The sequence below is a fragment of the Methylocaldum sp. genome, assembly GCF_039794385.1.
Lineage (GTDB): Bacteria > Pseudomonadota > Gammaproteobacteria > Methylococcales > Methylococcaceae > Methylocaldum.
In genome coordinates this window covers 1-22,259 of the sequence record NZ_JBDIVO010000041.1, presented here as the reverse complement: position 1 = coordinate 22,259, position 22,259 = coordinate 1, and the positions used below count along the sequence as shown (strand labels likewise).

Here is a 22,259-nt window from a genome sequence, read left to right as displayed (position 1 = left end):
GATACCTTCGGGGGTATGGCCGGGTGTTTCCAGGATCTTCAGGCGGACCTGACCGAATTCGAGCGTATCGCCGTCGGGATGCGGAATGAACGCATATTCGGCATCCGCCCTCGCCCCCAAATGGATCCTGGCGCCGACACGATCCCGCAGTTCCAGGTGTCCCGCAATGAAATCGGCGTGAAAGTGGGTCAGGAACACATGGCGAATCTCGAAACCTTCCCGGCGCGCCTCTTCCAGATATTGCTCGATGTCGCGCTGGGGATCGACGACGACGGCGGTTTTCGTCCCTTCATCGCCGATGAGATAAGAGGCGTGGGCGAGACAGCCGAGATAGAACTGCTTGAAGAACATGGAAACCTCCTCTTGGGTTGGCGTAATGCATTTCTTTGGACACGACAGGCCGGGGCAATGATCCCGGTCAGTTCGTCGCTCGCGGACATATCGCACCTTTGTATGTAGGAACATTCGCCATCAAAAACCCGAGCGAGGCAACGCGTCTCAAACCGGCGTACGCAGACTCGCCTCACGGTCTCCCCAACGATGGAACAGCCAAACCACGATTACGAACAACGCCAGAAAGCCACTCAGCCAAAACACCGACGAGGCCGGATGCTGCGCATAGGTGGCGGCTTGATAGAACGCGGTGGCGGTCATATAAGCCAAGCCCGTCGTCCAAAAGATCAAGAATAACGCCCAGCGCCTGCCGCCTTCCCGAAAAACGGAAACTGTCGTGGTGACACAGGGAAAATACAACAGCACGAACAGCAAATAAGCGAGAGCCGCGGGCGGGCCGACGAAACGCTCCTTCATCTCGGTGACGAACCGAGTCTTGGGAACGGCCTGATTCCGGGCAGGACCGATACCGAACAACTTGGACAGATTGGCGGGAATAGTGGCGACCGCGTTTCGGAGTCCGCCCAAGAGATCGAACTCGGCCGTCGCTCTTTGCGGCCGACTCGCCTGAGTGTAAATCGCTTCCAGAGTCCCGATCACCACCACTTTATGCAGAACGCCGGTGAACAGGGCCACGGTAGCCGGCCAATTCTCCTCGGTGATGCCCATCGGTCCGAAAGCCGGAGTCAGCGTGCGGCCCGCCGCGCTCAGCACGGACCGGTCGACATTCCGATTGGGAAACGTACCGTCCGCCCCGAAGCTGTTCAGTATCTGGATGAGCATGACCATCGGCACGATAAACTTGCCGGCCTTGAAGATGAACGCCTTGACCCGCTGCCAGGTATTCAGCCACACGTTCTTGACGCGAGGCGTATGGTACGGGGGCATTTCCAGGATGTGAAACGAGGCCTTTTGCTTGAGAAGCGTGTTTTTCATGATTAGTCCGGTCAGGATGGCAAAGGCGATGCCGGTGAGATAGAGACCGAAGACCACGATATGAGCCTGCCGCGGAAAGAAAGCCTCGGAGAAAAGCACATACACCGGTAGCCGAGCGCCGCAGGACAGGAACGGGATCATGAGAATGGTCAAGATCCGGTCGCGCGGCCGTTCCAGCGTGCGGCACGCCATCACCGCCGGCACATTGCAGCCGAATGCAACCACCATCGGAATGAAGGATTTGCCCGGCAGTCCCAGAAATCCCATGAAGCGGTCCATGACGAACGCGGCCCGCGTCATGTAGCCCGAGTCTTCCAGCAGAGAAATGAAGATATACAGGAAGGCGATGATCGGGACGAACGCGATCACCTCGCGGATGCCGTTCCCGAGGCCGTCCGCAAGCAAAGCCGTAATCCACTCGGGCAACCCGGAACGAGTCAGAGCCGCCCCGAAACCGTCGACGAACAGCGCTTGCGCCGAAAGATTGAAGAAAGGCTTGAACGCCCTGCCCAACTGGATGGCGAAGAAAAACATCAGGTACATGACGCCGAGAAAGATCGGCAATCCCAGCCAGCGGTTAAGCACGACGCGGTCGAGCACATCCGTAATCGGCCGCCGGGGCGAAGCCGCCTCGGTGAGCGTCTCCTGGATCAGGGTGCGAATGAAACGGTAACGGCTGTCAGCGATCAGAAGATCCGCCCCCTCGCCGGAAAGTTCTTCGATGAGTTTTCTTTGTTGCGTGACGAGTTTTCGCGTTTCGGGGTCTATCCGTTCGGCAGCCCAGGCATCGCCTTCCAGGAGCTTCAGGGCCAGCCAGCGGGCGTTCTGTTCAGGCGCGATCCGCTCGATGGATGGCTGGAGACGTGCGATGGCCTGCTGGATAACATCGGGATAGCAGATCCCGAACGGCGATGCAGTCTGCTCGGAAGCGAGCCGGAGAATGATCGGCCTAACCGGCGCTATGCCTTCCGTGTGCGTGCCGATCACCGGGACCGCGAGCGCGCCGAGGCGCTCCGACAGCTTCGCCGCGTCCATCTCGGCGCCACGCTGTTCGAGGATGTCCATCATGTTGAGGATCACCAGGAGCGGCACCTTCATCTCGAGAAGCTGTACCGTGAGATAGAGGTTTCGTTCCAGGTTCGAGGCATCGACGATGTCGACGACCAGATCGGCTTGCCCCGACAGGATGTAATCGCGGGCAATCTTTTCATCCAGGGAAACCGCTTCGTCCCGGACGTCGAGCGAATACAGCCCGGGCAGATCCACGACGTCGATGTGACGGTTTCGCAACGAAAAATGGCCCGTCTTCTTCTCCACCGTGACCCCGGGCCAGTTGCCGACTCGCTGCCGGGCACCGGTCAAGCCGTTGAAGATGGTCGTCTTGCCGCTGTTGGGATTCCCGACCACGGCGATGGTGAAATCGGCCGATGCCTCGTCGGCTTCGGCCGCCGCAGCGGCCTCGTTCGCCAGACGCTCGACCTTCACGCAATCGATCTCTTCCCGGCGCAGGCTGAGGTCGAACCCTCGGATACGAATTTCGATCGGATCGCCCAAGGGGGCAAAGCGGATGACCGTAAACTCCGTACCCGGCGTCAACCCCATGGCCAAAAGCTTTTGGCGGTATACCGGGTTGCCGCCCTCGAAGCCCACGATGAGGCCCCTTTCGCCGGCCGCTAAATCATGCAATCTCGTGCTCATCACGCAATTTCCTTCTCGAGATCGGGTCTAATCCGCTACCCAGTCGAGGCTTGCGGCTCATTACCGCAAGGTTCAAACTGGGCTTGTCCCCTCCGGGCGTCTGGTCCAAGACACCCTATCAGAAACGGAGCCAAAATATGCGACGCATCTATTTTCTGGTACCTGACATCGAAATTACCAAAAAGATCGTGGACGAGTTGTTGCTGGCGCGGATCGAGGAACGCCACATCCACGTACTGGCCAAACGCGGCACGCCTTTGGAAGATCTGCCCGAAGCCACTTTCCTGCAAAAGACCGACTTCCTTCCGGCCCTGGAACAGGGCGTCGCACTCGGCGGCGCGACGGGACTCTTGGCCGGGCTGGTGGCGATCGCCTTGCCCACGGGGCTGGTTCTGGGCGGCGGAGCGCTGTTTGCGATCACCCTGGCTGGCGCGGGGGTCGGAGGATTGATGTCGAGCATGGTCGGCAGCAGCATCGGTAACCGGCGGATCGATCAATTCCAGGAGGCCATGGAAAAAGGCGAGTTCCTGCTGATGATCGACGTGCCCCGAGACCGCGTAGAAGAAATCGAGGCCATCATCAAGAAACACCATCCCGAGGCCGAGTGCGAAGGCACCGACCCGCATACCTTCCCCTAGGGTTTTGCGGTCGGAACACGCGATGGTCTGGCCACTCAGCACCCGCCACTCTAGGAAATGTCCATGAATTCGAGCTTGAAGGATCGCCTGACCGAAGCGCTCGACGACGAATACAAGGCGCTTGCCGCCTATCGAAAGGTCATCGAAAAGTTCGGTCCGATACGTCCCTTCGTTAACATCGTCGAAGCCGAGGCGCGGCATGCCGCTGCCCTGCTCTCGCTGTTCGAACGCTATGGCATACCCGTGCCGGAAGACCGCTGGCCTGAGCGCGTGACAGCGCCGGATACGGTTGAAGAGGCCTGCCGCAGCGCGGTCGAGGCCGAGATATACAATATGGCGATGTACGACCGCCTGCTTGCCGCCACCCCGGAACCGGATGTCCGCCGGGTTTTGGAAAACCTTCGGTCCGCCTCCCGCGATCGTCATTTGCCAGCTTTCAAACATTGTTTTCAAAGAAATAGGTAAAGCGGCACCTCCGTTCGCAGAACGAGACCGCTGTGCAGGAGACTAGGAATGGACGTGCAAATCATTGAAAAGGACGGCGCGAAATGGGCGATGATTCCATATGACGACTATCTGTCCCTCGTGGAACTGGCCGAATTGGCGACGGACATGGCGTCCGACGTCAAAACCGAGGAACGGCTTGTGCCGGGCGAAGAACAACTTCCGGACGACTTGAAGGCGCGCCTTTTGGCCGGAGAGAACGCCATCCGGATCTGGCGCGAGTTCCGCGGGCTGACGCTGGAGGAACTGGCCGAGCGGGCTGGCATAACGGAATCGTTCGTTGCCCTTGTCGACCGGGGACGGCCGACATGCCGAATCGACAAGCTCAAGCGTATTGCCGAAGTGTTAGGCGTGCACCTGGAAAATATCCTTCGCACGGTATAGTCAAGGCCTTCACCATGCGGAGCGGATGCGGTCGTTTGACGCATCGGCAATTTGAAGGTCTACCGCGCGAGCTCGAGCACTGCGGCATGGACTCCCGCTACCACTTGGGCCATTCTCCGGTAGTCCAGCGTGTCGGGCGTGTCGGTGGCGGCATGATAGTTCGGATTACGATAGAAAGCCGTATCGGTGATCATTACGGCCGGATAGCCTGCTTCCCAATAATTGAGATGGTCCGAGAAGTCGACGCCCGGGAGAAAGCGCGGAGCATTGATCGAATGCACCGGCAAGCTTGAGGCGTTGGACATCGCCTTCTTGATACTTCGCACCAGCCGTCCCTCCCCTATCCTTCCCACGACGGCGATGAAGTTTCCGGTGGTCGGATAGAAAAGCGAAAGTCCCGGCGCGGGAAATGACTGGCTGTCTTTCGCATCGGTGAAATAGCCGATCATTTCGAGCGCAAGCATCGCGCGTACGTTCGCCCCCTTCGCCTTGAGCGACTGGGCATGCACGGCACTCCCCATGTGCTCGCTCCTGAAAAATGGCGGTTCCTCCAGGGTATAGGCTACGAGATCCACCCGGATTGCGAGATCGGCTTTGCCCAGTAGTCCCGCCAGTTCGATCAATCCGGCGACGCCGCTCGCGTTATCGTCGGCTCCGGGATAGGGACCGGCCGTATCGTAATGTGCGCCGACGACGATCCGCTCCTCGGACGGCGGGCCAAAACTAGCCATGATATTGCGGTAAGTCGTTCGGCCGACCCGGAACGGCTGGTCCGCGGTTTTGCCCTGCGCTTGCTCGAACGCCGAACGGATATACGATGCCGCACGATCGAGATTATCCGGATGACCGGCATCCCTTGGCCCTAGCATCTCCGACAAGGTTCGGACATGGGCTTCCAGGCGCCCGGGATCGATGGTGGGCGGCGCGGCCTCGTCCGTGCCGGCAAACGAGGGCTCCGCCAGACAGAACCGGAGTGCAATCACCAGAAAGCATGCCCAGGCTAGTACGATTGCTCCGCAAACCGACATGGGCGAACGATTTCGGACATCCATGCAATACACTCCAGACAACCGTGGAACTGCACGGCTCCAATTCCGCTTTCAAGACAGGCATACTGAAAACCCGCGCGGCGAGGGTCAACAGTAACCATTGGATCGCCGCCGAGTCTTTCCGTTCGGCATCGCCGGGACTCCGCGAGCGGTCGAATACCTTGCCGAGGAATCCCACCGAGATTTTGTCTAAGCCTTCGTCGAACTCTCGAAAAACCAGTCGCCTAGCGCTTTGACAGAAAGAGGACGGCTGAAGAAAAAGCCTTGAGCTTGATCGCAACCTTCATCCCGCAGAAAGGCCAATTGCTGCTCCGTTTCGACGCCTTCGGCGATAACCGTCAGTCGAAGGCTGTGGCCCAGGCTGATCACTGCGCGGGTTATCGCAAGATCATCCTGATCATCGATGATGTCGCGCACGAAGGACTGATCGATCTTCAGCTTGTCGATCGGGAATCGCTTGAGATAACTGAGGCTTGAATAGCCCGTCCCAAAATCGTCGATAGCCAACTTTACGCCCATGTCCTTGAGCTTGTGCAAGCGTTTCTGAATCGATCCCTCTCCTTGCATGACGATTCCCTCGGTCAACTCGAGTTCAAGATACTCGGGCTCCATACCCGTTTCTCCCAACACCCGTGCGACGAGGTCTTCGAATCGCTGAACGAATTGTGGCGAGGCAATGTTGACGGCAACCGGAACCTTGGCGAAACCGAGGGATTGCAAGTACACGTTTTGGCGGCAGGCCTCGCGGATCACCCATTCCCCGATCGGAACGATGAGGCCGCTTTCTTCGGCGATGGGAATAAACCGGCCCGGCGCTACCCGGCCCCATTCCGGATGCTGCCAGCGGATCAAGGCCTCGAGGCCTACCAATCCGTGCGTCTCGATATCGTACTGAGGCTGATACTCCAGCAAGAATTCGTCACGTTCCAGAGCCTGCCGCAGACCGCTTTCGATCGTAAGCCGCTCCAGCACGGCGGAATTCATGCTTTCGGTAAAGAATTGATAAGTATTGCGTCCTTTTTCTTTAGCGTGATACATGGCGGTATCGGCATGTTTGACCAAGGATTCCACGTCGCCGCCGTCCTGCGGATACATGCTGATGCCGATGCTCGGCGTGATGCTCAGCCGGTAATCCTCGATGACATAAGGCTGCGCGACCACGCTCAGAATCCTTTCGGCGGTCTGAGCGGCCGAGTCGCCTCCCGTTTCCGGGAGCAGTACGACGAATTCGTCGCCTCCCAGCCGGGACACGGTGTCCGTATCCCGCAGGCATCCCCGCAAGCGGCCCGCAATGCTCCGCAATAGCCCGTCGCCGACATGATGTCCCAGGGAATCGTTGACCGTTTTGAATCGGTCGAGATCCAGAAACAGCAGGGCCGTTTCTTTCTTGTCACGGGCTGAAAGCGCTAAGGCCTGCGCAGCCCTGTCCATCAACAAGGCACGGTTCGGAAGCCCTGTTAGCGCATCGTAAAAAGCGAGACGCTGGATCCGGTCCTCGACCCGACTGCGCTCGATGGCGATCGCAGCGGTATGAATCGCCGTCTCTACCAGCCTGGCGTGTTTGTCCGAAGGCCGCTGCGGTTCGCGATAGTAAACGGCAAAGGTACCGATGACGTTTTGCCTCGCGTCGAAAATGGGTGTCGACCAACAGGCGCGAAGTCCGTACTGCTCGGCGAGATCGCGAAAGGCGGCCCAACGGGGATCCGTCCGAATATCGCTGGTAATTACCGTTTGCCGGTGAAATGCCGCAGTGCCGCAAGATCCCACGGAAGGTCCGATGGCGATGCCGTCTATTTGCCGGTTGTAATCGTCGGGAATACTCGGGGCGGCCCCATGCCGCAAATGAACGCCGTCCTTATCCAGGAGAAGCACCGAGCAGAGTATTTTGTCATCCTGCTGTTCGATCGTACGCGCCAGTGCAGCCAGGGTATGCTCGAGGGGCGCTCCGTTGGCGATCATCTCCAGCATGTCTCTCTGGCCGCGCAACAAGGCCTCGGTACGTTTGCGCTCGTTTTGTTCGATCACGAGAGCGGCGAGATTGGCCACGGCAATGGCGAAAAAGCGTTCTTCCGCAGACCAGCTGAGCGTTTCGCCGGTGTGCTCGCAGCATAGGACGCCCTCGACGCGCCCGAAGACGTGTATCGGCACATCGAGCATCGAGCTGATCCGTAAAGGACGCAGGTACACAGCGGAAAACTCGGCGGTAGAAGGATGATGACACGCATCGTTCGCCACGATGGCTTCCTCGGTTTCAAGTCCTTTGAAATAGCTCGGAAAATCCTCCTGGCGTAATGTCATCCCGGAACTGTGCCGTTGCCGGGAGCGCTCGTAGAGATCCATGCATTCGATGGCGAGCCGGTCTTCGGTAAACCGCCATACACTGATGCGCTCGATGTCCAACTCCGTCGCGGTGGTTCGAGTCAGCAGGCGAATCGCCTCGAGCGCATCCTCAGCCGAAAAAATTTCGCTACGCGTTAGCGAGGCCAGCGCGCGTTGTTGCTCCAGCAAGGAGTTGCGGTTTCGCCGAAGCCGTTCCTCCGATTGCATTAGTGTATCTACCTTCATCCACCACCCCGTTGAGAACGACTCGCATCGGTCGCGTTCAAAGCCCAATGCCTTGAAAACCGTTTCGGCAGTACGCTACCGATCTCGCATAGGCCGTTCCGAATCGCTGCATTCGTTATGGCCGATCGGGCCACAGCTAACCGCGATCGACTGTATAGGAGCTAAGTATGGGACATTTTCATCGGGTTAACGGTACGCCCCTCAATTCTAAGGCGAGTATCGTAAAGGTGAGCGCCTGGCACGGTCCAGCGAACAACCGCCAATCTTTCGACGCCCGTCTGTCGTTAAACCCGGAGACGGCCGTCGGACGGGTCTTTGCGTTGCCGTTCTGGGGAGCAATGAGCCGGCCGAGGAGTCAAAGGGCAAAGTCTGCCGTGAGCGGTCATTGATAAAACACAAGGATCTCCGCATTGTGAAGTGCAACCATCGTTCGTCTCGACCGCCACACGCCTGAAAAATGCAAGCGCATTCGACATTGCAACGCCTAAAGCCCGGTAGAACCGTTACGCTGGTCGGCACGCTCGGAATCGTGTTCGGCGACATCGGCACCAGTCCGCTTTATGCCATGCGCGTCGCCTTCAGCGGACCTCACGCCATTGCGCCCAGCGAGACCAATATACTCGGCGTGCTGTCACTTATTTTCTGGTCGCTGATCGTGATCGTCTGCCTGAAATATGCCGCGATCATGCTGCGGGCCGACAACCGAGGCGAAGGCGGAATCATGGCCTTGGTATCGCTTGCGTCTCGCGCTGCGATCGATTCACCCCGCCGGCGACGCGTAATCGTTCTGATCGGTCTCATCGGCGCCGCCTTATTTTATGGCGACGGCATTCTCACACCCGCAGTTACGGTTACGAGCGCCGTCGAAGGCCTGGCGGTCGTGGCTCCGAAACTCAACGAATTTGTCGTGCCGGTGACCCTGGCGATCCTGACCCTTTTATTTCTTCTCCAACGCAAGGGTACGAGTCGTGTCGGCCGGCTGTTCGGCCCGATCATGCTCCTATGGTTTTTTTGCCTCGGAATCCTCGGTGCGCGCAGCATTCTCGCTACCCCGCAGGTATTGGTAGCAGCGAATCCGTGGTACGGCGCTCGTTTTTTGATCGAAGAGGAATGGTATTCGCTGGTGGTCCTGGGCGCGGTTGTCTTGGTGGTGACCGGAGCCGAAGCTCTTTATGCGGATATCGGCCATTTCGGCGTTCGGCCGATTCGCATGGCCTGGTTTGCCGTGGCTCTTCCGGCCCTGTTGCTGAACTACTTTGGCCAAGGCGCATTGCTGCTGCGCGAATCGGAGGCTACCCAAAATCCGTTCTACCTTCTAGCACCGGAATGGGGAGCCCTCCCGCTGCTCATATTGGCGACGATTACGACGGTGATTGCGTCCCAAGCCGTAATTTCCGGGGTATTCTCGACGACGTTGCAGGCGATCCAGCTTGGTTACTTGCCGCGGGTGCGTATTTATCACACGTCGCTGTTTTTCCCCGGCCAAATCTACCTGCCGGTCGTCAATTGGCTTTTATTGGCCGCAGTCTTTACCCTGGTCGTGCAATTCGAATCGTCCCAACGATTGGCCGCCGCTTACGGCATCGCCGTTACCGGCACGATGGTCATCACGAGCCTGTTGGCTTTCTTCGTATTCAAAAGGCTCTGGCAATGGAGATGGATGACCAGCCTGGCGGTCGTAGGCTGCTTCTTGATTATCGACACCGCCTTCCTTATGGCCAATAGCTTGAAATTCACCCAAGGCGGGTGGATTCCCCTTGGGGTTGGCGTTGTCCTGTTTACCGTGATGACCACCTGGCAACAAGGACGCACGTTGCTCGGAAAACGCTTGAACGAAAGAGCGATATCGTTCGAAACCTTGCTCATGCGTTTTCACGCAGAACCGCCGCGGCGTATTCCCGGAACCGCCATTTATCTCACAGCCGGCCGCCGGGGTGTCCCTCAGTCCCTCTTGAACAATCTGGCGATCAACAAGATTCTGCACGAACGGGTGATCGTGCTGACCGTAATCGTCAAAGACGTGCCCTGGGTGCCTCGCTCCGAACGCATCAAAATCAGGCACTTCGGCGACGAGTTATACCGAGTCAAGATTTACTTCGGTTTCAATCAGGAGCCCAATGTGCCGGACGCCCTGGCCTTGTGCAAAGAACGGGACCTCGAGATCGATTTGGCCAATGCCTCGTTTTTCTTCAGCCGGGAAGCCGTCATTTCGACGCCCCGCCCGGGTATGGCTCTCTGGCGCGAGCGCCTCTTTATCCGCCTGGCGCGCAATACCGAGAGCGCCATGGACTTTTTCAGAATACCTCCGGACCGTGTGATCGAACTCGGGACCGTGGTCGAAATCTAACTGGCTCCGCTTCGTAAACTGAAATCGTTCGCAATGGCTTTGAATTTTTCTCTTCTACTAAGTGACAGCGTACCTCACGATAGGAGCTCGACGTGTATTCGCCAGAATATGGACGGCAAATGAACGTATCGTCCCTCACCATCCTGATCCGCCGATGGCACTTGATCGTCGTATCCGCGATAGTGCTGCCGCTCGCGGCCTGCACCAGCATTCGGTTCGGTTATAACCATGCGGATACCTTGCTGATCTTCCGGCTTGATGAGTATTTCGATCTGGAAAAGACGCAGAAAACCTTGGCTAAAGATCGAATCAACGCGTTACTGGCCTGGCATCGCGCGACGCAATTGCATGCTTATTCGGCCTTACTCGACGACATTCGGACGAAAGCAAAGGGGCCGATGACGCCATCCGAGGTTACTGATTTTCAGCAGAGGATCAACCGACGACTGGAAATACTCGGCGAGCGGGCCGCCCCGGAAATCGCCAGGCTCGCACTGACGCTCAAGCCTAATCAGATCAGGCAGGTACAGCGCGAACTCAGCGATGACAATGCACAATTCCGAAAGAAATACGGTTATCTGCATAACAGCGCGGACAATGCCCCCGGAGCCAAGGCGAAGCTTTTTATCAAGCGTGCCGAGTTTTGGCTCGGGAAACTCACCGACGAACAACGAACCATCATCCGAAACGCCATAGCCGGACGCGACAACGGCAACTACACCTGGGCAGACGAGCGCGAAGCACGGCAGCGCGATTTTCTAGCCCTGCTTTCGAAAATCCAGGAACGGAAGCCGGAGGAGCGAGTCGCAACGGACTGGATTCGCACCTATTTCGCCGAACTGGCCGACCAAACAGACCCCCAGCGGCGCGCCTATATTCAGACCCTACGTCAGTCGAATGCGGAGTTGATCGCCAAAGTAATTACGTCCGCAACGCCCGAACAGCGAGCTGCCCTGGACGAGAAATTACAAGGCTATGCCGCCGACCTTGCCGCCTTGGCCGGAGAAGATCGCAGGTTTGGACAGTGGACTTTTCCATCGCGCCCGAACGAAAAATTAAGAGGGCCAGAAACGAAGAGCTTCCGAAGTTCTCCTTAGCGTCGTTTTTCGCTCTGCCCATGGCCTAACCGTGGGGCGGAATTGTTCGTTTTTTGTCTCGAAAAACAACAAACGATAAGTATCCGGCCCGCCCAAGTACCGATCGCAAGATCTCGAAATCCACAGAAATTCACGGCTATCGCGATCTTGGTCTTCATGGCCGGCAGCCTGCCGGTCAGTGAACCAGTGTGCCTTTTCGGTGTCGGGAAGGAGAAGCGATTCAAGAAATTCTATGGAGCATGCGATTATGGTCCGATTAAGCTTCGAATCCGTCATTCCGGAACATGCTGTTACTTTGGGTCCGGCCCCGTATTTTCGAATCAGCGGTCATGTGATTCGCCAAGGTCCGGACAACGAAATCGTGGGGCGCTATCAAAACCACTTCTGGGAGATTCAGGGCAATTTATTTTCCCGATGCGACTGCCGGACCGGCGCCTCGATTCATTTTGAGGACACCTTTGGCGGCGGGTCCGAACGTTTCGGTCCTTTCGAGCATTTCTTCATATCCGACGGAAGCGTCTACACGGATCACGAACCGTTCGCCCGGTTCCTCGAAGAGGAGCGATGTTGGCAGCACGGCGACACGAACGTTTGCTGGCCGGTTCTTGTCATATGCTGACTGCCGAACCGGGCCGACTCCGATCTTCGCGACATAAGCGGTTTTGGATAAAGCGATGCCATCGCGGTATCCTTGACCTATTATCGTTCGGTGGCGAAGAGCGCTGCACCCCGAGGATTCGATCTTGTCAGGCAACTACACTGCCAGACGTCCCCCAAGCCTCGCCTCCTCGTCCAAATCTCGTGCAGCGCATCGGGCCTCACCCCACCAGGCGGTTTTCCCCAACGAAACGTTGCAGCCCGGTTGGACTTCGTATGGAACCATGTCAGGCCTATCCGGACGGCACCAAAGGAGAAGCATTATGTTGAGAGTGTATGCCGGCAATCTCCCCCCGGATATGACGGAACAGGAGTTTACCGAACTATTTGCGGCCTATGGACGAGTACGCTCGATCGAATTGGCTCGCGATATCTTTTCGGGACGTTGCCGCGGCTTCGGCTTCGTCGAGATGGAGGGTCATGAGGCGCGTGCGGCGATCGCCGGATTGAACGGCCGCAATCTGCGGGGCAACACGCTACGCGTTAACGAAGAGCGGCCGCGCGGCCGGCGCGGCGGCGGTGGCCGCCGACGTTAGCTGGAAAAACTCTGCTAACTCGAATGTCCCCCAACTTTCCGCATACTCGAGCTACAATGATTTTATCCACGTAGCCGAATTTCGATCCGCAATCGCGGGTCGTTTGAGTTCTCGGCGAAAAGCGTTTCTTCCGAAAAAAATTCTTGAGCCGGCTTGGGGGGCTCGTCGATGACTCGCAGACTGATCCAGTGTCTTCTGATGGTTGTGCCTGTTCTCATGGCAGGCGGCTGTTCCGGTCCTTCCACGATGCAAAAACATCATCGGATTCACCATGGAAGCCTTCACCAGAAGGCCGTAGCACCCGCGGCCTCGATGGCGCAATCGGCGGATGCATCGTCGCGGCTTCGCGCGATGTCTTCCGTCTCGATTACCTCGGGTATGTTCCCGAAGCCCGTGGCCCTGGAAACGCAAGTCGCCTTCTGGCGCAATGTCTACGGCGTCTGGAGCCGTTCTCAAGTCGTTCTGCACGATAACCGTTTTCTGGATGTGATTTATGAAGTGATTCAGCTCCCCGGCAATATCACCGAGGGCTATACCCCGATCCAGAAAGAACTGGTGCGCGAACGGACAGCCTATTGGCAGTCCCGATTGCGCGACCTGGAACAAAAGGTCTCTGCGGGAATTCCTCTGACCCAGGACGACCGAAGACTGGCCGTGAAGATCAGTCCACGCGGGGATCTCAAGACGGCACTACTGGGCGCGAGCGAGCGGCTCCGCGGTCAGCGCGGCCTTCGCGAGCGCTTCAAGAGGGGTTTGGAAATCAGCGGTCGTTATGATCGCCACTTTCGGGAGATTTTCCGCCACGCGGGCCTCCCCGAGGATTTAGCGCATTTGCCCCATGTGGAATCGTCGTTCCAAACGCAGGCGCGTTCCTCGGCAGGCGCCGTGGGCGTGTGGCAGTTTACGCGCGGGGCGGCCGAGCGATTCATGAACGTCAACACGATCATCGACGAGCGCCTGGATCCCATCGCTTCGGCTCACGGCGCCGCCCGTTATCTAAGCTATGCCTACGGCAAGCTCGGCAGCTGGCCCCTGGCAATCACGTCCTACAATCATGGCATTTCGGGCATGATGCGCGCGAAGCAGTCTTTCGGCCATGACTTCATGCGGATCGTTTCCGATTACGACCATCCCCAATTCGGTTTCGCTTCCCGTAATTTCTACGCCGAATTTCTGGCAGCACGGGAGGTCGCCAGTCAGCCCGAACGTTTCTTTGCCGAGGGCATACGATATGAAAAGCCTCTTGACTGGGACCGTGTCGTCATAACGCAGAATACCTTCGTTTCGACTTTGGCTCGTCAATACGCAACCGACAAGTCTCAGCTCATCGCCCTGAATGCGGCCTGGAGCGGACCGGCTCAGTCCGACAGGGCGGCTTTACCCGCCGGCACGGCGGTCTGGCTACCCTCGGGTACACTCCGGCAGATCGCGTACCGGGCGCAGCAGAATCGTCTGGCAGCGCAGCAACCGGAAAACAAAGGGGCATCAGCTCACGTTAAGGTAAGCTATCCCGGCAACGTCAAGGCCGGCGGCACCGCGACCAGAACCAATGCGTCATTAAGCCCCAAGAACGGCAACTACAAGCTGGCAAAAACTCAGGCGTTCGCTCGGTGAAAAAAGCGGACGGTTGTGGTTGATCGAAAGGTTAAAGTGGTACTTGCCATACCGCCGTGCTGTCGATGTTCCATGTTCGAATACGTTTTCTACGATCGGACTAGCTTCTTTGACGAAATTGGAGTAGGCTGCACATAGTTTGTCGCGGCGCAAGACCGGTCTTCGCCACGAGGATACGGAATTTTCCTTTCAGTCAATGCCTTAACGGCACCTGCTAGTCCCCGCCTCCTCCCGCAAACCGCACGCGGTGCGTCCTTCGGGTCCGCCCTGTGGTCACAGCAACAGTGCTCGTGCTCGACCGGTGCCACGCTCGTCGTGGCAGGCAAGAGCCAGGAAAGTTCGAATGCCCTTTGAGTCTCTCAGCCTATCCAACATCCCGTCACGCATTGTCGCCGATCAAGCCCACACGGCTCCCACGCCGATCCAATCGCAGACCATTCCAGCCGTACTAAATGGAGGTGATTTGCTAACCGAAGCCCAGACGGGTATCGGCGGCAGAATACGTACGTCGCATAGGCCGTACCGGCTCGAACAACGATGCAGCATCGCCGGTCTTTCGACACGAAACTTTACAGCTGAAAAACATCGAGCAGCTGCTTGGCCGCAAACTTCCCGCTCTTCCTTCACCGGAAGGCTATACACCGCAAACAGTCGGAAATCCTGGTCCACAGATTACCCGGCTGATGCGGCAATCAACGCCGAGGCGCGGATCGATCGGTCCATGCCCTCGGATCATTCAACCATGACGCCGCCTATCTTGGTTGCGCCCACAGGAGACAATCCATGCTGAGAATTTATGCCGGAAATCTGCCGGCCGATACTACCGAACGGGAGTTCAACGAACTTTTTGCGGAATACGGCCGGGTACGCTCGATCGAACTGGCTCGCGACATTTTTTCCGGTCGTTGCCGCGGCTTCGGCTTCGTCGAGATGGAGGGCCACGAAGCGCGCGCGGCAATCGCCGGACTGAATGGCCGCAACTTGAGGGGCAACAGTCTTCGGGTTAATCAGGAGCGTCCCCGCGAGCGGAGCGGCCGCGGCCGGCGACGTTAAGTACCGGGCGAGTGAACCGGACTAATATACGAAAGCTTTCGTGTCCAGCACGAACTTTTACCTACAGAATCCTTTCCAGAAAAGGTGTTTATTAATAGACCCAGCGCACCCGCGATTACGGGCTCGATCTGTGTTTATTAAGTGTTTTTTGTTTGTTTTCCTATCGAGGAATTTTTGATGAGTACGAAATTGTATGTCGGCAACCTGAGCTACAGCATTGACAACAGCGAGCTGGAGCAACTCTTCGCCCCACATGGTACGGTGCAGTCCGCGAACGTGATCATGGATCGCGAAACCGGCCGCTCCAAAGGCTTCGGCTTCGTAGAAATGGGTACCGATCAACAGGCCCGAGCCGCAATCAGCGCCCTGCATGGCAAAGAGGTCGGTGGACGTAGCCTCACCGTTAACGAGGCCCGCCCCCGCGAAGAAAGATCCGGCGGCGGTTTCGGTGGCGGCCGACGCAGCGGCGGATTCGGCGGCGGCGGACACCGCTATTGATATTCGCTAAACCGGCGGCAGAGCCCCGCCTCGGCGCCGGTTAGAATCCGTTCCGGCCTCTCCGAACTCGGAAAGGCCGGAACGACTTACCCGCTAAGTCACTCTTCGGACAGCACCTGCGATCGCAGGGCGCCATTCTTCATCGTTTGCCCGTTTTCATGCCGGGCAAAGCGGTGGTACGTCCATTGCGGCAATCTGTTCGCGCAGTTCAAGGATCCGGTCGTGCCAGTAACGCGGCGTATTGAACCACGGAAATGCGATCGGGAAAGCGGGGTCATCCCAGCGTCTTGCGATCCATGCGGTGTAGTGAATCAGCCGCAGGGTGCGCAGCGCTTCGATTAAATGCAGCTCGCGGGTATCGAACTCGAAAAAACTTTGGTAACCGGAGAGCAAAGGACTCAATTGCTGCGTCATCTCCGTACTGTCTCCCGACAACAGCATCCACAAATCCTGGATCGCAGGCCCCATGCGGCTGTCGTCGAAATCGACGAAATGCGGACCATCGTCCGCCCACAACATATTTCCGGGATAGCAATCTCCGTGCAGCCGCAGCGTGCGCACGGAACCCGCGCGCTCGAAACAGCGTCTCACGCCCGCTAGCGCTTGATTCGCCGCTTCCCGATAAGCGTCGACGATGTCCGCCGGAATCACGCCGTGAGACAGCAGATAATCTCTGGGCTCTTCGCCGAAACTGGCGATATCCAGGGCAGGACGGTGCCGATACGGCTTGAGCGAACCGACAGCATGAATACGGCCGATTAGCCGCCCCATTCGCATCAATGCGGCGTGGTCGTTGAATTCCGGAGCATATCCGCCTTGGGTCGGAAACACGGCGAAGCGAAAGCCGCCGAACTCGTGCAATGTCGAGCCTCCGGCACCCGGCAAGGCCGGCACGACCGGCAATTCGGACTCCGCAAGCTCCCGAACGAAGGCATGTTCTTCGAGAATGGCGGCTTTGCTCCACCGTCCGGGTCGGTAGAATTTCACGACCACCGGCGATCCGTCTTCCATGCCGACCCGATAAACACGGTTCTCGTAGCTGTGGAGCGCCAACAGGCTGCCGTCGCTGTGAAAGCCTGCGCTGTCCAATGCGTTCATGACGCAATCGGGTGTTAAGGACGAAAAGGGATGGACGTCTGTGACCGTATTCATGAACGCCATTCTACAGGTTGCCATCCTCGTCTCTCCCAAAAAGCGCAATCTAAGATTAGATTTTTGATTATCCTTGAGCCGGCAACGCTCCGCACTTCAAACTCTACGTATAAACCCTAATGAAAATTAAGCTCACGCCTTATGAAGCCCGCGTCATCGGTTGTTTGATCGAGAAGGAAATCACCACCCCCGAACAATATCCCCTATCGCTCAACGCCCTGACCAATGCGTGCAATCAGAAAAGCAATCGCGATCCGGTGCTCGATCTCGACGAAGCGACGGTGCAGCAGATAGTCGATGGACTCGTAAAGAAATACCTCGTCAGTGCCGGCAGCGGATTCGGCAATCGAGTCACCAAATACCAGCACCGGTTCTGCAATGCGGAATTCGGCGATCTGAAGCTCTCCAAGCAAGAGACTGGTATCGTCTGCGAGTTGCTGCTTCGCGGGCCGCAAACGCCGGGCGAATTACGCACCCGGACCGAGCGCCTATGCAAGTTCGGCGACGTGCAGGAGGTCGAGAACACGCTGGCCAAGCTGATGAATCGGGAAGAGCCTCTGGTCGCGAGATTGCCGCGCGAGCCGGGAAAGCGCGAATCCAGGTTCATGCATTTGTTTTTTGGCGAAGACCAGCTAACGGCGAACAGCGAGGATACGGAAAGAGAGCTTGAGCTTTCGGTTTCCGACCGCGAACGGCTGGATCGCCTGGAGCGATTGGTCGATGAATTGAAGACAGACGTGAATCGGCTCGAATCGAAATTGGCCTCGCTCACGCGTGGGTCATAGGATCGGCATCGCCCGCCCTACTCGGCTGGTTTGCGTCTCGATGCCTTGAGCCGTCCGTGTTTGTCCTTGCTGTCCAACCGCCTTTTCTGAGAGCTTCTGGTCGGGCGAGTCGATTTTCGCGTCTTGCGGGTGGCCGCGGCGCTTTTTATCAGCGAAATCAGCCGCGCAAGCGCATCCTCCCGATTCTGTTCCTGGCTTCGAAACTGCTGAGCCTTGATAATGACGAAGCCTTCGCTCGAAACGCGCTGATCTTTCAGCGTCAGCAGTTTTTCCTTATACATTTCGGGCAAGGACGATGCCCTGATATCGAAGCGCAAATGAATGGCCGTCGACACCTTGTTAACGTTCTGCCCGCCCGCTCCCTGGGCACGCGTGGGGTTGAGTTCCACTTCGGAGAGCGAAAGGCAGACCTGGTTCGAAATTTTCAACACGGCATTTCAATAGTGGGGCGGTTTCTCATCCACGATCTTGCCCAGCTCGGCAGCCGCCGCCAACTGCCCGATGCGGTCGATGAGAAGCTTGCAAGTCGCCTCCAGTTGATCGATCTGTTTTTGCTGTTCGCACACGACGTTATTCAATGCCTGAATCGTATCTTCCTGATAGGCGAGTTTGGTTTCCAAGTCTACCAAGCGTTCTTCGATCATGCTTCGACCTTCGAGATGGAAAACGCGGATTAGGCCTCATGATTCCTGCTTTTTCAACAGGGCATCGAGGTTGGCGAACGGCTTGAAGGTGGTGCTCGCATTCTGCCGTTCTTCTCCGCTCGATTGCCCTGCGTTCAAATAACGGGAATGTTCGTTATCGTGGCAGTAGATGCAAAGCAGTTCCCAATTGCTTCCGTCCGGCGGATTATTGTCGTGATTATGATCTCTATGATGGACCGTAAGCTCGCTGAGATTTTCGCGTGAAAACTCACGGGCGCAACGCCCGCAAACCCAAGGGTATAGTTTCAGAGCCTGCTCCCGATAGCCGCGTTCCCGCTCCTCCCGGTTACGCCGGGCTTCGGCAACGACCTGATCGAGCCTATTGCTATCGGACCCGGTTTTCATGACGGTCATGATTCGCCCTCCGATCGTTCATAGCCAAGTTTGATTCAAGAATACACCCGATGTTCGCGATGAAAGCAACCGGTCCCGCGGCTCAAAAGCGGCGCTATTTCGTCCTGCTGGCCGGCATGCTGGCGCTCATCACGATATATTGGGCGCTCCCCGCAGTCATTGCGGAATTTCTTCGATACCGACTCGCCCTGGCCGGGTTTACTCGGATCGACGTCAATTCCGGACGCCCGTCCTGGGATGAACTGCGCTTCGACACCATTCAAATGAGCCGCCGTTCCGGAAACCGGGCGCTTACCCTGCGCGCGACGGGATTGAAGGCTCGCTATCGACCCTTGGAATTGCTGTCGGGGCGGCTTGTCAGCATTCGGATCGCAAGAGCAGAGGTCGAAAGCAGCTTTGTCGATAGCCAGGTGCCGGCTCAACATGATGCCGGCAAAAACATCGCACCTACCGCTTTCGCACCGAATCATTGGCTGTCCCGTTTGCCGGCGGATGAACTGTCTCTCGAGCGCTTAGACCTATATTTCCGAACTCCAGCAGGCGGTAATTACACGGCGCACGCGACGGCCCAGATCCGAAACGGACAGGGGACACTGACCGGAGAAATCCGTCCGGCGGAGGAACAAGCGTTCACGTTCTCGGCACATGCCGCCGTGAGCGGCGAGTTCGAACTGGATATCCGGCCTGCCGAAACTTCGGCACCTCCGGTCCTTCATGTCGCCAACCGTGCCGACGAAACCGAAAAAGGCCGCCTGAACATAGCCGGCTCGGCTCGGGCAAGGCTGGACGCCGTCAACGGTTTGCTGCGGCCTTGGTTCGGACCCGACCAAAAACTCCCGTTGCTGGCGGGCAGCGTCGAAAGCCGCTGGCAAGGCGCCGTTCCGGTTGAGGGCAAAACATGGGAAGGCGTGAAGATCAGCAGCGATCATCATCTCGAGATCAGGACCGAACCGTCGAACGGCGCCATCCGAACCGCCGCGTCCAGCATCGAAGCTAGCGCTTGGATCGAAGGGAGCCGAATCCGTTGGCGCATCGGGGATAAATCGGAGTTGTCGGCGCGCATCAAGAGTCCGATGAACTCTCCGGCTGAGCCCATGGTCGCGATGACTTTCCCGAAAGGCCTGGCTGGCCTCGTCGAAATAGCACCGGAGAATCTGACGTTTAACTTCACGCCCGAATTTCCGATACATCTTGCCCCAGTCGACTGGAATGGCATCTCATCCTCCGGAATCGATGTCGAACTCGCCAATGGAGCGAAACTCCGCTACGGCACGGAACCCACCCGATGGGACTTCGAGCCTTTTACGCTCTTGACCCGGCCGGCAGCCCTAACTGCGCCGAAGGGCGCGATCGAGGCCGATGCGCTCAGCTTCGAGGTCGCCGAGCTCGGTGGCGGAAACGCCGGTTGGAAAGCTAGAGGCGATCTGCGCATTAAGGGCCTCAAACCGAAATTTCAGGGCAAGCCCTTACCCGCCGGCGACATACTGATCAAATTCCAGGGAGATTCGAAGCAGCTTGATCTCCAGAGTACTGCAACGCTTTCCCAGGGAAAATTGCTCCTTAACGGTCGGGCACGCCACCGATTCGCCAGCGGCCAAGGATCGGCGCAGTTCGAACTGGCACCTGTCGTTTTCGGTGAATCCGGCTTCACGCTGAGCCGATTGCTGGAACCCTGGCCTTTTCCCATCGACTTCCATGGGGGCCGTATCCACGGCTTCGGGGGCAGCTCCTGGAGGCGGTCGGCCAAGCATGGCGCCGGCGAAACGCTACGGTTCGAAAACGAGGTCACCGTCGACGCAAACGGTCTGGCCGGCCGATTCAAAACGATCCGGTTTGAAGGCTTGGACGCCCATCTCGTCCTGTCTGACCGAGACGGTTTACGAACCGTCGATCCCGCTCGAGTCAGTGTCGAACACCTGGATTCGGGAGTTTCAGTCACCCACCTGGACATGAAAGCGGCGGTTACGAGTTACGCCGGAAGCGCCGGCCCGATAATCGACCTAAGGCAGTTTGGCGCCAATATCCTCGGCGGAACGATCCATGCCATTCCCGTTCGATGGGATACCGTCCATCCGGGGACCCCGGTGACCCTTACGCTAAAAGGGTTGTCCCTGAGTCAAATCATCGCGCTTGAAAGACACCAAGGCGTGGAAGGTTCGGGCCTCCTCGACGGACGGCTGCCCTTGGAAATCACCAATACCCACGTTGCGCTCCGCGGGGGCGAGCTTGAGGCGCGTCCGCCCGGAGGCTGGATTCGCTATCGGCCGACGGAACAAGTCAAAGCGATGGCGAAAGACAATTTGAGCCTACAGTTCGTGAATCAGGCCCTGAGCAACCTCCAGTACAACACACTGAAGGCCAAGGCCGACAGCACCCCAAAAGGCGACTTGACGCTACGGGTCGAACTGAAGGGGCACAACCCGGATTGGCAGTCCGGCCGGCCTATACATCTCAATCTAAACCTCCAGGAAAACATCTTGATGCTCTTGCGCAGCCTGAGCGTCGCCGACGATTTGACCGACCGCATGAACCGGCAAATCCAGGAGCATTACCGGAAAATACATTAGACGGAATCGATAAGGCGGCTAGATCTCGGGAAATCCCGATGCTATCCTCAGCCGCTCTTTTCGGCCTCGATACAGAAAACAACAATGATGCGAGACACTTTTTTTGCAAAGGTCTCTTCTGTCGCCGTGATGGCGCTCTTGGCAGCATGTACCCCTCGAGTCGAGTTGGCTGCGCCGCAGGAGCCCATCACCATCAATCTCAACGTCAAGATCGATCACGAAGTCCGGGTCAAAGTCGAAAAAGACTTGGAAGAGATTCTCTCGAAAGAGAGCGGACTGTTCTGATTCGAACGAGGATTTGCCATGTCCAAATATTTTCCTTTGCGTGGGGTCATTGCTCCCTTATTGGCGTTGCTGCTAGGCATGGTCGGCTGGCCGTCGCAGAGTTGGGCGATCGGTCTCGACGAGGCGAAGAGGCAAGGTTTGGTGGGCGAACAGCCTAACGGTTATCTTGAGGCGGTCGTGCCCAATCCGCCCGCGGATGTCAGGGCTCTCATCGCGGATATCAACGCAAAGCGCCGCCAGAAATACGAACAGGTCGCCAAAACCAACGGCACCAGTTTAAATGTTGTCGAGACATTGGCCGGGAAAACGGCGATCGAGAAAACTCCGCCGGGTCAGTACGTCAGATCGCCATCGGGGCGCTGGATTAAGAAATAGAGTGACGACGGTCCGAAAATATTCCGGCGGCGTCGGGATCGCGTACACCTTCGGTTCCCTACCCCGGA

General features: G+C 57.7%; 22 protein-coding genes. 14 read left to right on the top strand and 8 right to left on the bottom strand.

All coding sequences use genetic code 11. The features are described from left to right. Together ABJK70_RS06160 and feoB are read right to left on the bottom strand one after the other, a co-directional pair. Positions 1-351, bottom strand: a 351-nt coding sequence (locus ABJK70_RS06160) for an MBL fold metallo-hydrolase (RefSeq protein WP_347257574.1), incomplete at its 3' end; no start/stop codon positions are given. Positions 352-498: 147 nt separating this feature from the next. Beyond that, a complete protein-coding gene (feoB, locus tag ABJK70_RS06155; RefSeq protein ID WP_347257573.1) occupies positions 499-3,027 on the bottom strand; it encodes a Fe(2+) transporter permease subunit FeoB in 2,529 nt (842 codons plus the stop codon). A 137-nt stretch (positions 3,028-3,164) separates the two neighbouring features. On the opposite strand from feoB, the gene ABJK70_RS06150 reads away from it, so the two are divergent. From ABJK70_RS06150 to ABJK70_RS06140, 3 genes are all read left to right on the top strand, one after another. Further along, positions 3,165-3,665 (top strand): DUF1269 domain-containing protein, encoded by a 501-nt coding sequence (locus ABJK70_RS06150; protein WP_347257572.1) that lies wholly within the window; start codon positions 3,165-3,167, stop codon positions 3,663-3,665. 63 nt (positions 3,666-3,728) lie between these two features. Continuing rightward, positions 3,729-4,130 (top strand): DUF2202 domain-containing protein, encoded by a 402-nt coding sequence (locus tag ABJK70_RS06145; RefSeq protein WP_077730153.1) that lies wholly within the window; start codon positions 3,729-3,731, stop codon positions 4,128-4,130. Positions 4,131-4,178: 48 nt separating this feature from the next. Beyond that, positions 4,179-4,553 carry a helix-turn-helix transcriptional regulator gene (locus ABJK70_RS06140; RefSeq protein ID WP_133717290.1) on the top strand — a complete coding sequence of 125 codons (375 nt, stop codon included), beginning with the start codon at positions 4,179-4,181 and terminating at the stop codon, positions 4,551-4,553. 59 nt (positions 4,554-4,612) lie between these two features. Here ABJK70_RS06140 and ABJK70_RS06135 read toward each other — a convergent pair whose 3' ends face one another. Beyond that, a complete protein-coding gene (locus ABJK70_RS06135) occupies positions 4,613-5,605 on the bottom strand; it encodes a M28 family peptidase (protein ID WP_347257571.1) in 993 nt (330 codons plus the stop codon). 186 nt (positions 5,606-5,791) lie between these two features. After that, complete coding sequence (locus ABJK70_RS06130) at positions 5,792-8,167, bottom strand: EAL domain-containing protein (RefSeq protein WP_077730150.1); 2,376 nt, start codon at positions 8,165-8,167, stop codon at positions 5,792-5,794. Between the two features lie 457 nt (positions 8,168-8,624). On the opposite strand from ABJK70_RS06130, the gene ABJK70_RS06125 reads away from it, so the two are divergent. The 7 genes from ABJK70_RS06125 to ABJK70_RS06095 all read left to right on the top strand — a co-directional run bounded on the left by ABJK70_RS06125 (position 8,625) and on the right by ABJK70_RS06095 (position 15,969). Beyond that, positions 8,625-10,514: a potassium transporter Kup gene (locus ABJK70_RS06125; protein WP_347257570.1), complete on the top strand. Its 1,890-nt coding sequence runs from the start codon at positions 8,625-8,627 to the stop codon at positions 10,512-10,514. Positions 10,515-10,633: 119 nt separating this feature from the next. Beyond that, on the top strand, positions 10,634-11,611 hold the full coding sequence (locus tag ABJK70_RS06120; RefSeq protein ID WP_347257569.1) for a DUF6279 family lipoprotein: 978 nt from the start codon (positions 10,634-10,636) through the stop codon (positions 11,609-11,611). A gap of 247 nt (positions 11,612-11,858) precedes the next feature. Beyond that, positions 11,859-12,230 (top strand): hypothetical protein, encoded by a 372-nt coding sequence (locus tag ABJK70_RS06115; protein WP_139841173.1) that lies wholly within the window; start codon positions 11,859-11,861, stop codon positions 12,228-12,230. Positions 12,231-12,531: 301 nt separating this feature from the next. Continuing rightward, on the top strand, positions 12,532-12,804 hold the full coding sequence (locus tag ABJK70_RS06110) for an RNA-binding protein (RefSeq protein WP_077730146.1): 273 nt from the start codon (positions 12,532-12,534) through the stop codon (positions 12,802-12,804). A 351-nt stretch (positions 12,805-13,155) separates the two neighbouring features. Then, positions 13,156-14,418 carry a lytic transglycosylase domain-containing protein gene (locus tag ABJK70_RS06105; protein WP_205780757.1) on the top strand — a complete coding sequence of 421 codons (1,263 nt, stop codon included), beginning with the start codon at positions 13,156-13,158 and terminating at the stop codon, positions 14,416-14,418. A 783-nt stretch (positions 14,419-15,201) separates the two neighbouring features. Beyond that, complete coding sequence (locus ABJK70_RS06100; protein WP_077730145.1) at positions 15,202-15,471, top strand: RNA-binding protein; 270 nt, start codon at positions 15,202-15,204, stop codon at positions 15,469-15,471. 177 nt (positions 15,472-15,648) lie between these two features. After that, complete coding sequence (locus tag ABJK70_RS06095) at positions 15,649-15,969, top strand: RNA-binding protein (protein WP_077730144.1); 321 nt, start codon at positions 15,649-15,651, stop codon at positions 15,967-15,969. A 156-nt stretch (positions 15,970-16,125) separates the two neighbouring features. Here ABJK70_RS06095 and ABJK70_RS06090 read toward each other — a convergent pair whose 3' ends face one another. Continuing rightward, the gene (locus ABJK70_RS06090) at positions 16,126-17,121 is read right to left on the bottom strand and encodes a serine/threonine protein kinase (RefSeq protein WP_208110096.1); all 996 of its coding nucleotides are present in this window, start codon (positions 17,119-17,121) and stop codon (positions 16,126-16,128) included. A gap of 119 nt (positions 17,122-17,240) precedes the next feature. Here ABJK70_RS06090 and ABJK70_RS06085 point away from each other — a divergent pair, with 119 nt between their 5' ends. Beyond that, positions 17,241-17,906, top strand: coding sequence for a DUF480 domain-containing protein (locus ABJK70_RS06085; protein ID WP_133717296.1), 666 nt, complete (start codon positions 17,241-17,243; stop codon positions 17,904-17,906). A gap of 17 nt (positions 17,907-17,923) precedes the next feature. Here ABJK70_RS06085 and arfB read toward each other — a convergent pair whose 3' ends face one another. The 3 genes from arfB to ABJK70_RS06070 are packed head-to-tail and all read right to left on the bottom strand — an operon-like array spanning position 17,924 to position 18,964. Beyond that, entirely contained in the window at positions 17,924-18,337 is a 414-nt protein-coding gene (gene arfB / locus ABJK70_RS06080; protein WP_347257568.1) for an alternative ribosome rescue aminoacyl-tRNA hydrolase ArfB, read from the bottom strand. 6 nt (positions 18,338-18,343) lie between these two features. Continuing rightward, entirely contained in the window at positions 18,344-18,550 is a 207-nt protein-coding gene (locus tag ABJK70_RS06075) for a SlyX family protein (protein WP_077730141.1), read from the bottom strand. A gap of 36 nt (positions 18,551-18,586) precedes the next feature. Further along, the gene (locus ABJK70_RS06070; RefSeq protein WP_077730140.1) at positions 18,587-18,964 is read right to left on the bottom strand and encodes a YajD family HNH nuclease; all 378 of its coding nucleotides are present in this window, start codon (positions 18,962-18,964) and stop codon (positions 18,587-18,589) included. Positions 18,965-19,023: 59 nt separating this feature from the next. On the opposite strand from ABJK70_RS06070, the gene ABJK70_RS06065 reads away from it, so the two are divergent. The 3 genes from ABJK70_RS06065 to ABJK70_RS06055 all read left to right on the top strand — a co-directional run bounded on the left by ABJK70_RS06065 (position 19,024) and on the right by ABJK70_RS06055 (position 22,191). Further along, on the top strand, positions 19,024-21,531 hold the full coding sequence (locus tag ABJK70_RS06065; protein ID WP_347257567.1) for a YdbH domain-containing protein: 2,508 nt from the start codon (positions 19,024-19,026) through the stop codon (positions 21,529-21,531). A gap of 84 nt (positions 21,532-21,615) precedes the next feature. Then, complete coding sequence (locus ABJK70_RS06060; RefSeq protein ID WP_346425842.1) at positions 21,616-21,816, top strand: YnbE family lipoprotein; 201 nt, start codon at positions 21,616-21,618, stop codon at positions 21,814-21,816. 18 nt (positions 21,817-21,834) lie between these two features. Continuing rightward, positions 21,835-22,191, top strand: a complete 357-nt coding sequence (locus ABJK70_RS06055) for a YdbL family protein (RefSeq protein WP_205781147.1) — start codon at positions 21,835-21,837, stop codon at positions 22,189-22,191. Positions 22,192-22,259 lie beyond the last annotated feature (68 nt).

Coding starts and splice junctions, on each gene's coding strand:
- ABJK70_RS06145 (WP_077730153.1), top strand. CDS start 3,729: ATGAATTCGAGCTTGAAGGATCGCCTGACCGAAGCGCTCGACGACGAA.
- ABJK70_RS06055 (WP_205781147.1), top strand. CDS start 21,835: ATGTCCAAATATTTTCCTTTGCGTGGGGTCATTGCTCCCTTATTGGCG.
- ABJK70_RS06130 (WP_077730150.1), bottom strand. CDS start 8,167: ATGAAGGTAGATACACTAATGCAATCGGAGGAACGGCTTCGGCGAAAC.
- ABJK70_RS06115 (WP_139841173.1), top strand. CDS start 11,859: ATGGTCCGATTAAGCTTCGAATCCGTCATTCCGGAACATGCTGTTACT.
- ABJK70_RS06075 (WP_077730141.1), bottom strand. CDS start 18,550: ATGATCGAAGAACGCTTGGTAGACTTGGAAACCAAACTCGCCTATCAG.
- ABJK70_RS06090 (WP_208110096.1), bottom strand. CDS start 17,121: ATGAATACGGTCACAGACGTCCATCCCTTTTCGTCCTTAACACCCGAT.
- feoB (WP_347257573.1), bottom strand. CDS start 3,027: ATGAGCACGAGATTGCATGATTTAGCGGCCGGCGAAAGGGGCCTCATC.
- ABJK70_RS06085 (WP_133717296.1), top strand. CDS start 17,241: ATGAAAATTAAGCTCACGCCTTATGAAGCCCGCGTCATCGGTTGTTTG.
- ABJK70_RS06105 (WP_205780757.1), top strand. CDS start 13,156: ATGTCTTCCGTCTCGATTACCTCGGGTATGTTCCCGAAGCCCGTGGCC.
- ABJK70_RS06110 (WP_077730146.1), top strand. CDS start 12,532: ATGTTGAGAGTGTATGCCGGCAATCTCCCCCCGGATATGACGGAACAG.
- ABJK70_RS06070 (WP_077730140.1), bottom strand. CDS start 18,964: ATGACCGTCATGAAAACCGGGTCCGATAGCAATAGGCTCGATCAGGTC.
- ABJK70_RS06135 (WP_347257571.1), bottom strand. CDS start 5,605: ATGGATGTCCGAAATCGTTCGCCCATGTCGGTTTGCGGAGCAATCGTA.
- ABJK70_RS06095 (WP_077730144.1), top strand. CDS start 15,649: ATGAGTACGAAATTGTATGTCGGCAACCTGAGCTACAGCATTGACAAC.
- ABJK70_RS06060 (WP_346425842.1), top strand. CDS start 21,616: ATGATGCGAGACACTTTTTTTGCAAAGGTCTCTTCTGTCGCCGTGATG.
- ABJK70_RS06100 (WP_077730145.1), top strand. CDS start 15,202: ATGCTGAGAATTTATGCCGGAAATCTGCCGGCCGATACTACCGAACGG.
- ABJK70_RS06125 (WP_347257570.1), top strand. CDS start 8,625: ATGCAAGCGCATTCGACATTGCAACGCCTAAAGCCCGGTAGAACCGTT.
- ABJK70_RS06120 (WP_347257569.1), top strand. CDS start 10,634: ATGAACGTATCGTCCCTCACCATCCTGATCCGCCGATGGCACTTGATC.
- ABJK70_RS06140 (WP_133717290.1), top strand. CDS start 4,179: ATGGACGTGCAAATCATTGAAAAGGACGGCGCGAAATGGGCGATGATT.
- ABJK70_RS06065 (WP_347257567.1), top strand. CDS start 19,024: ATGAAAGCAACCGGTCCCGCGGCTCAAAAGCGGCGCTATTTCGTCCTG.
- ABJK70_RS06150 (WP_347257572.1), top strand. CDS start 3,165: ATGCGACGCATCTATTTTCTGGTACCTGACATCGAAATTACCAAAAAG.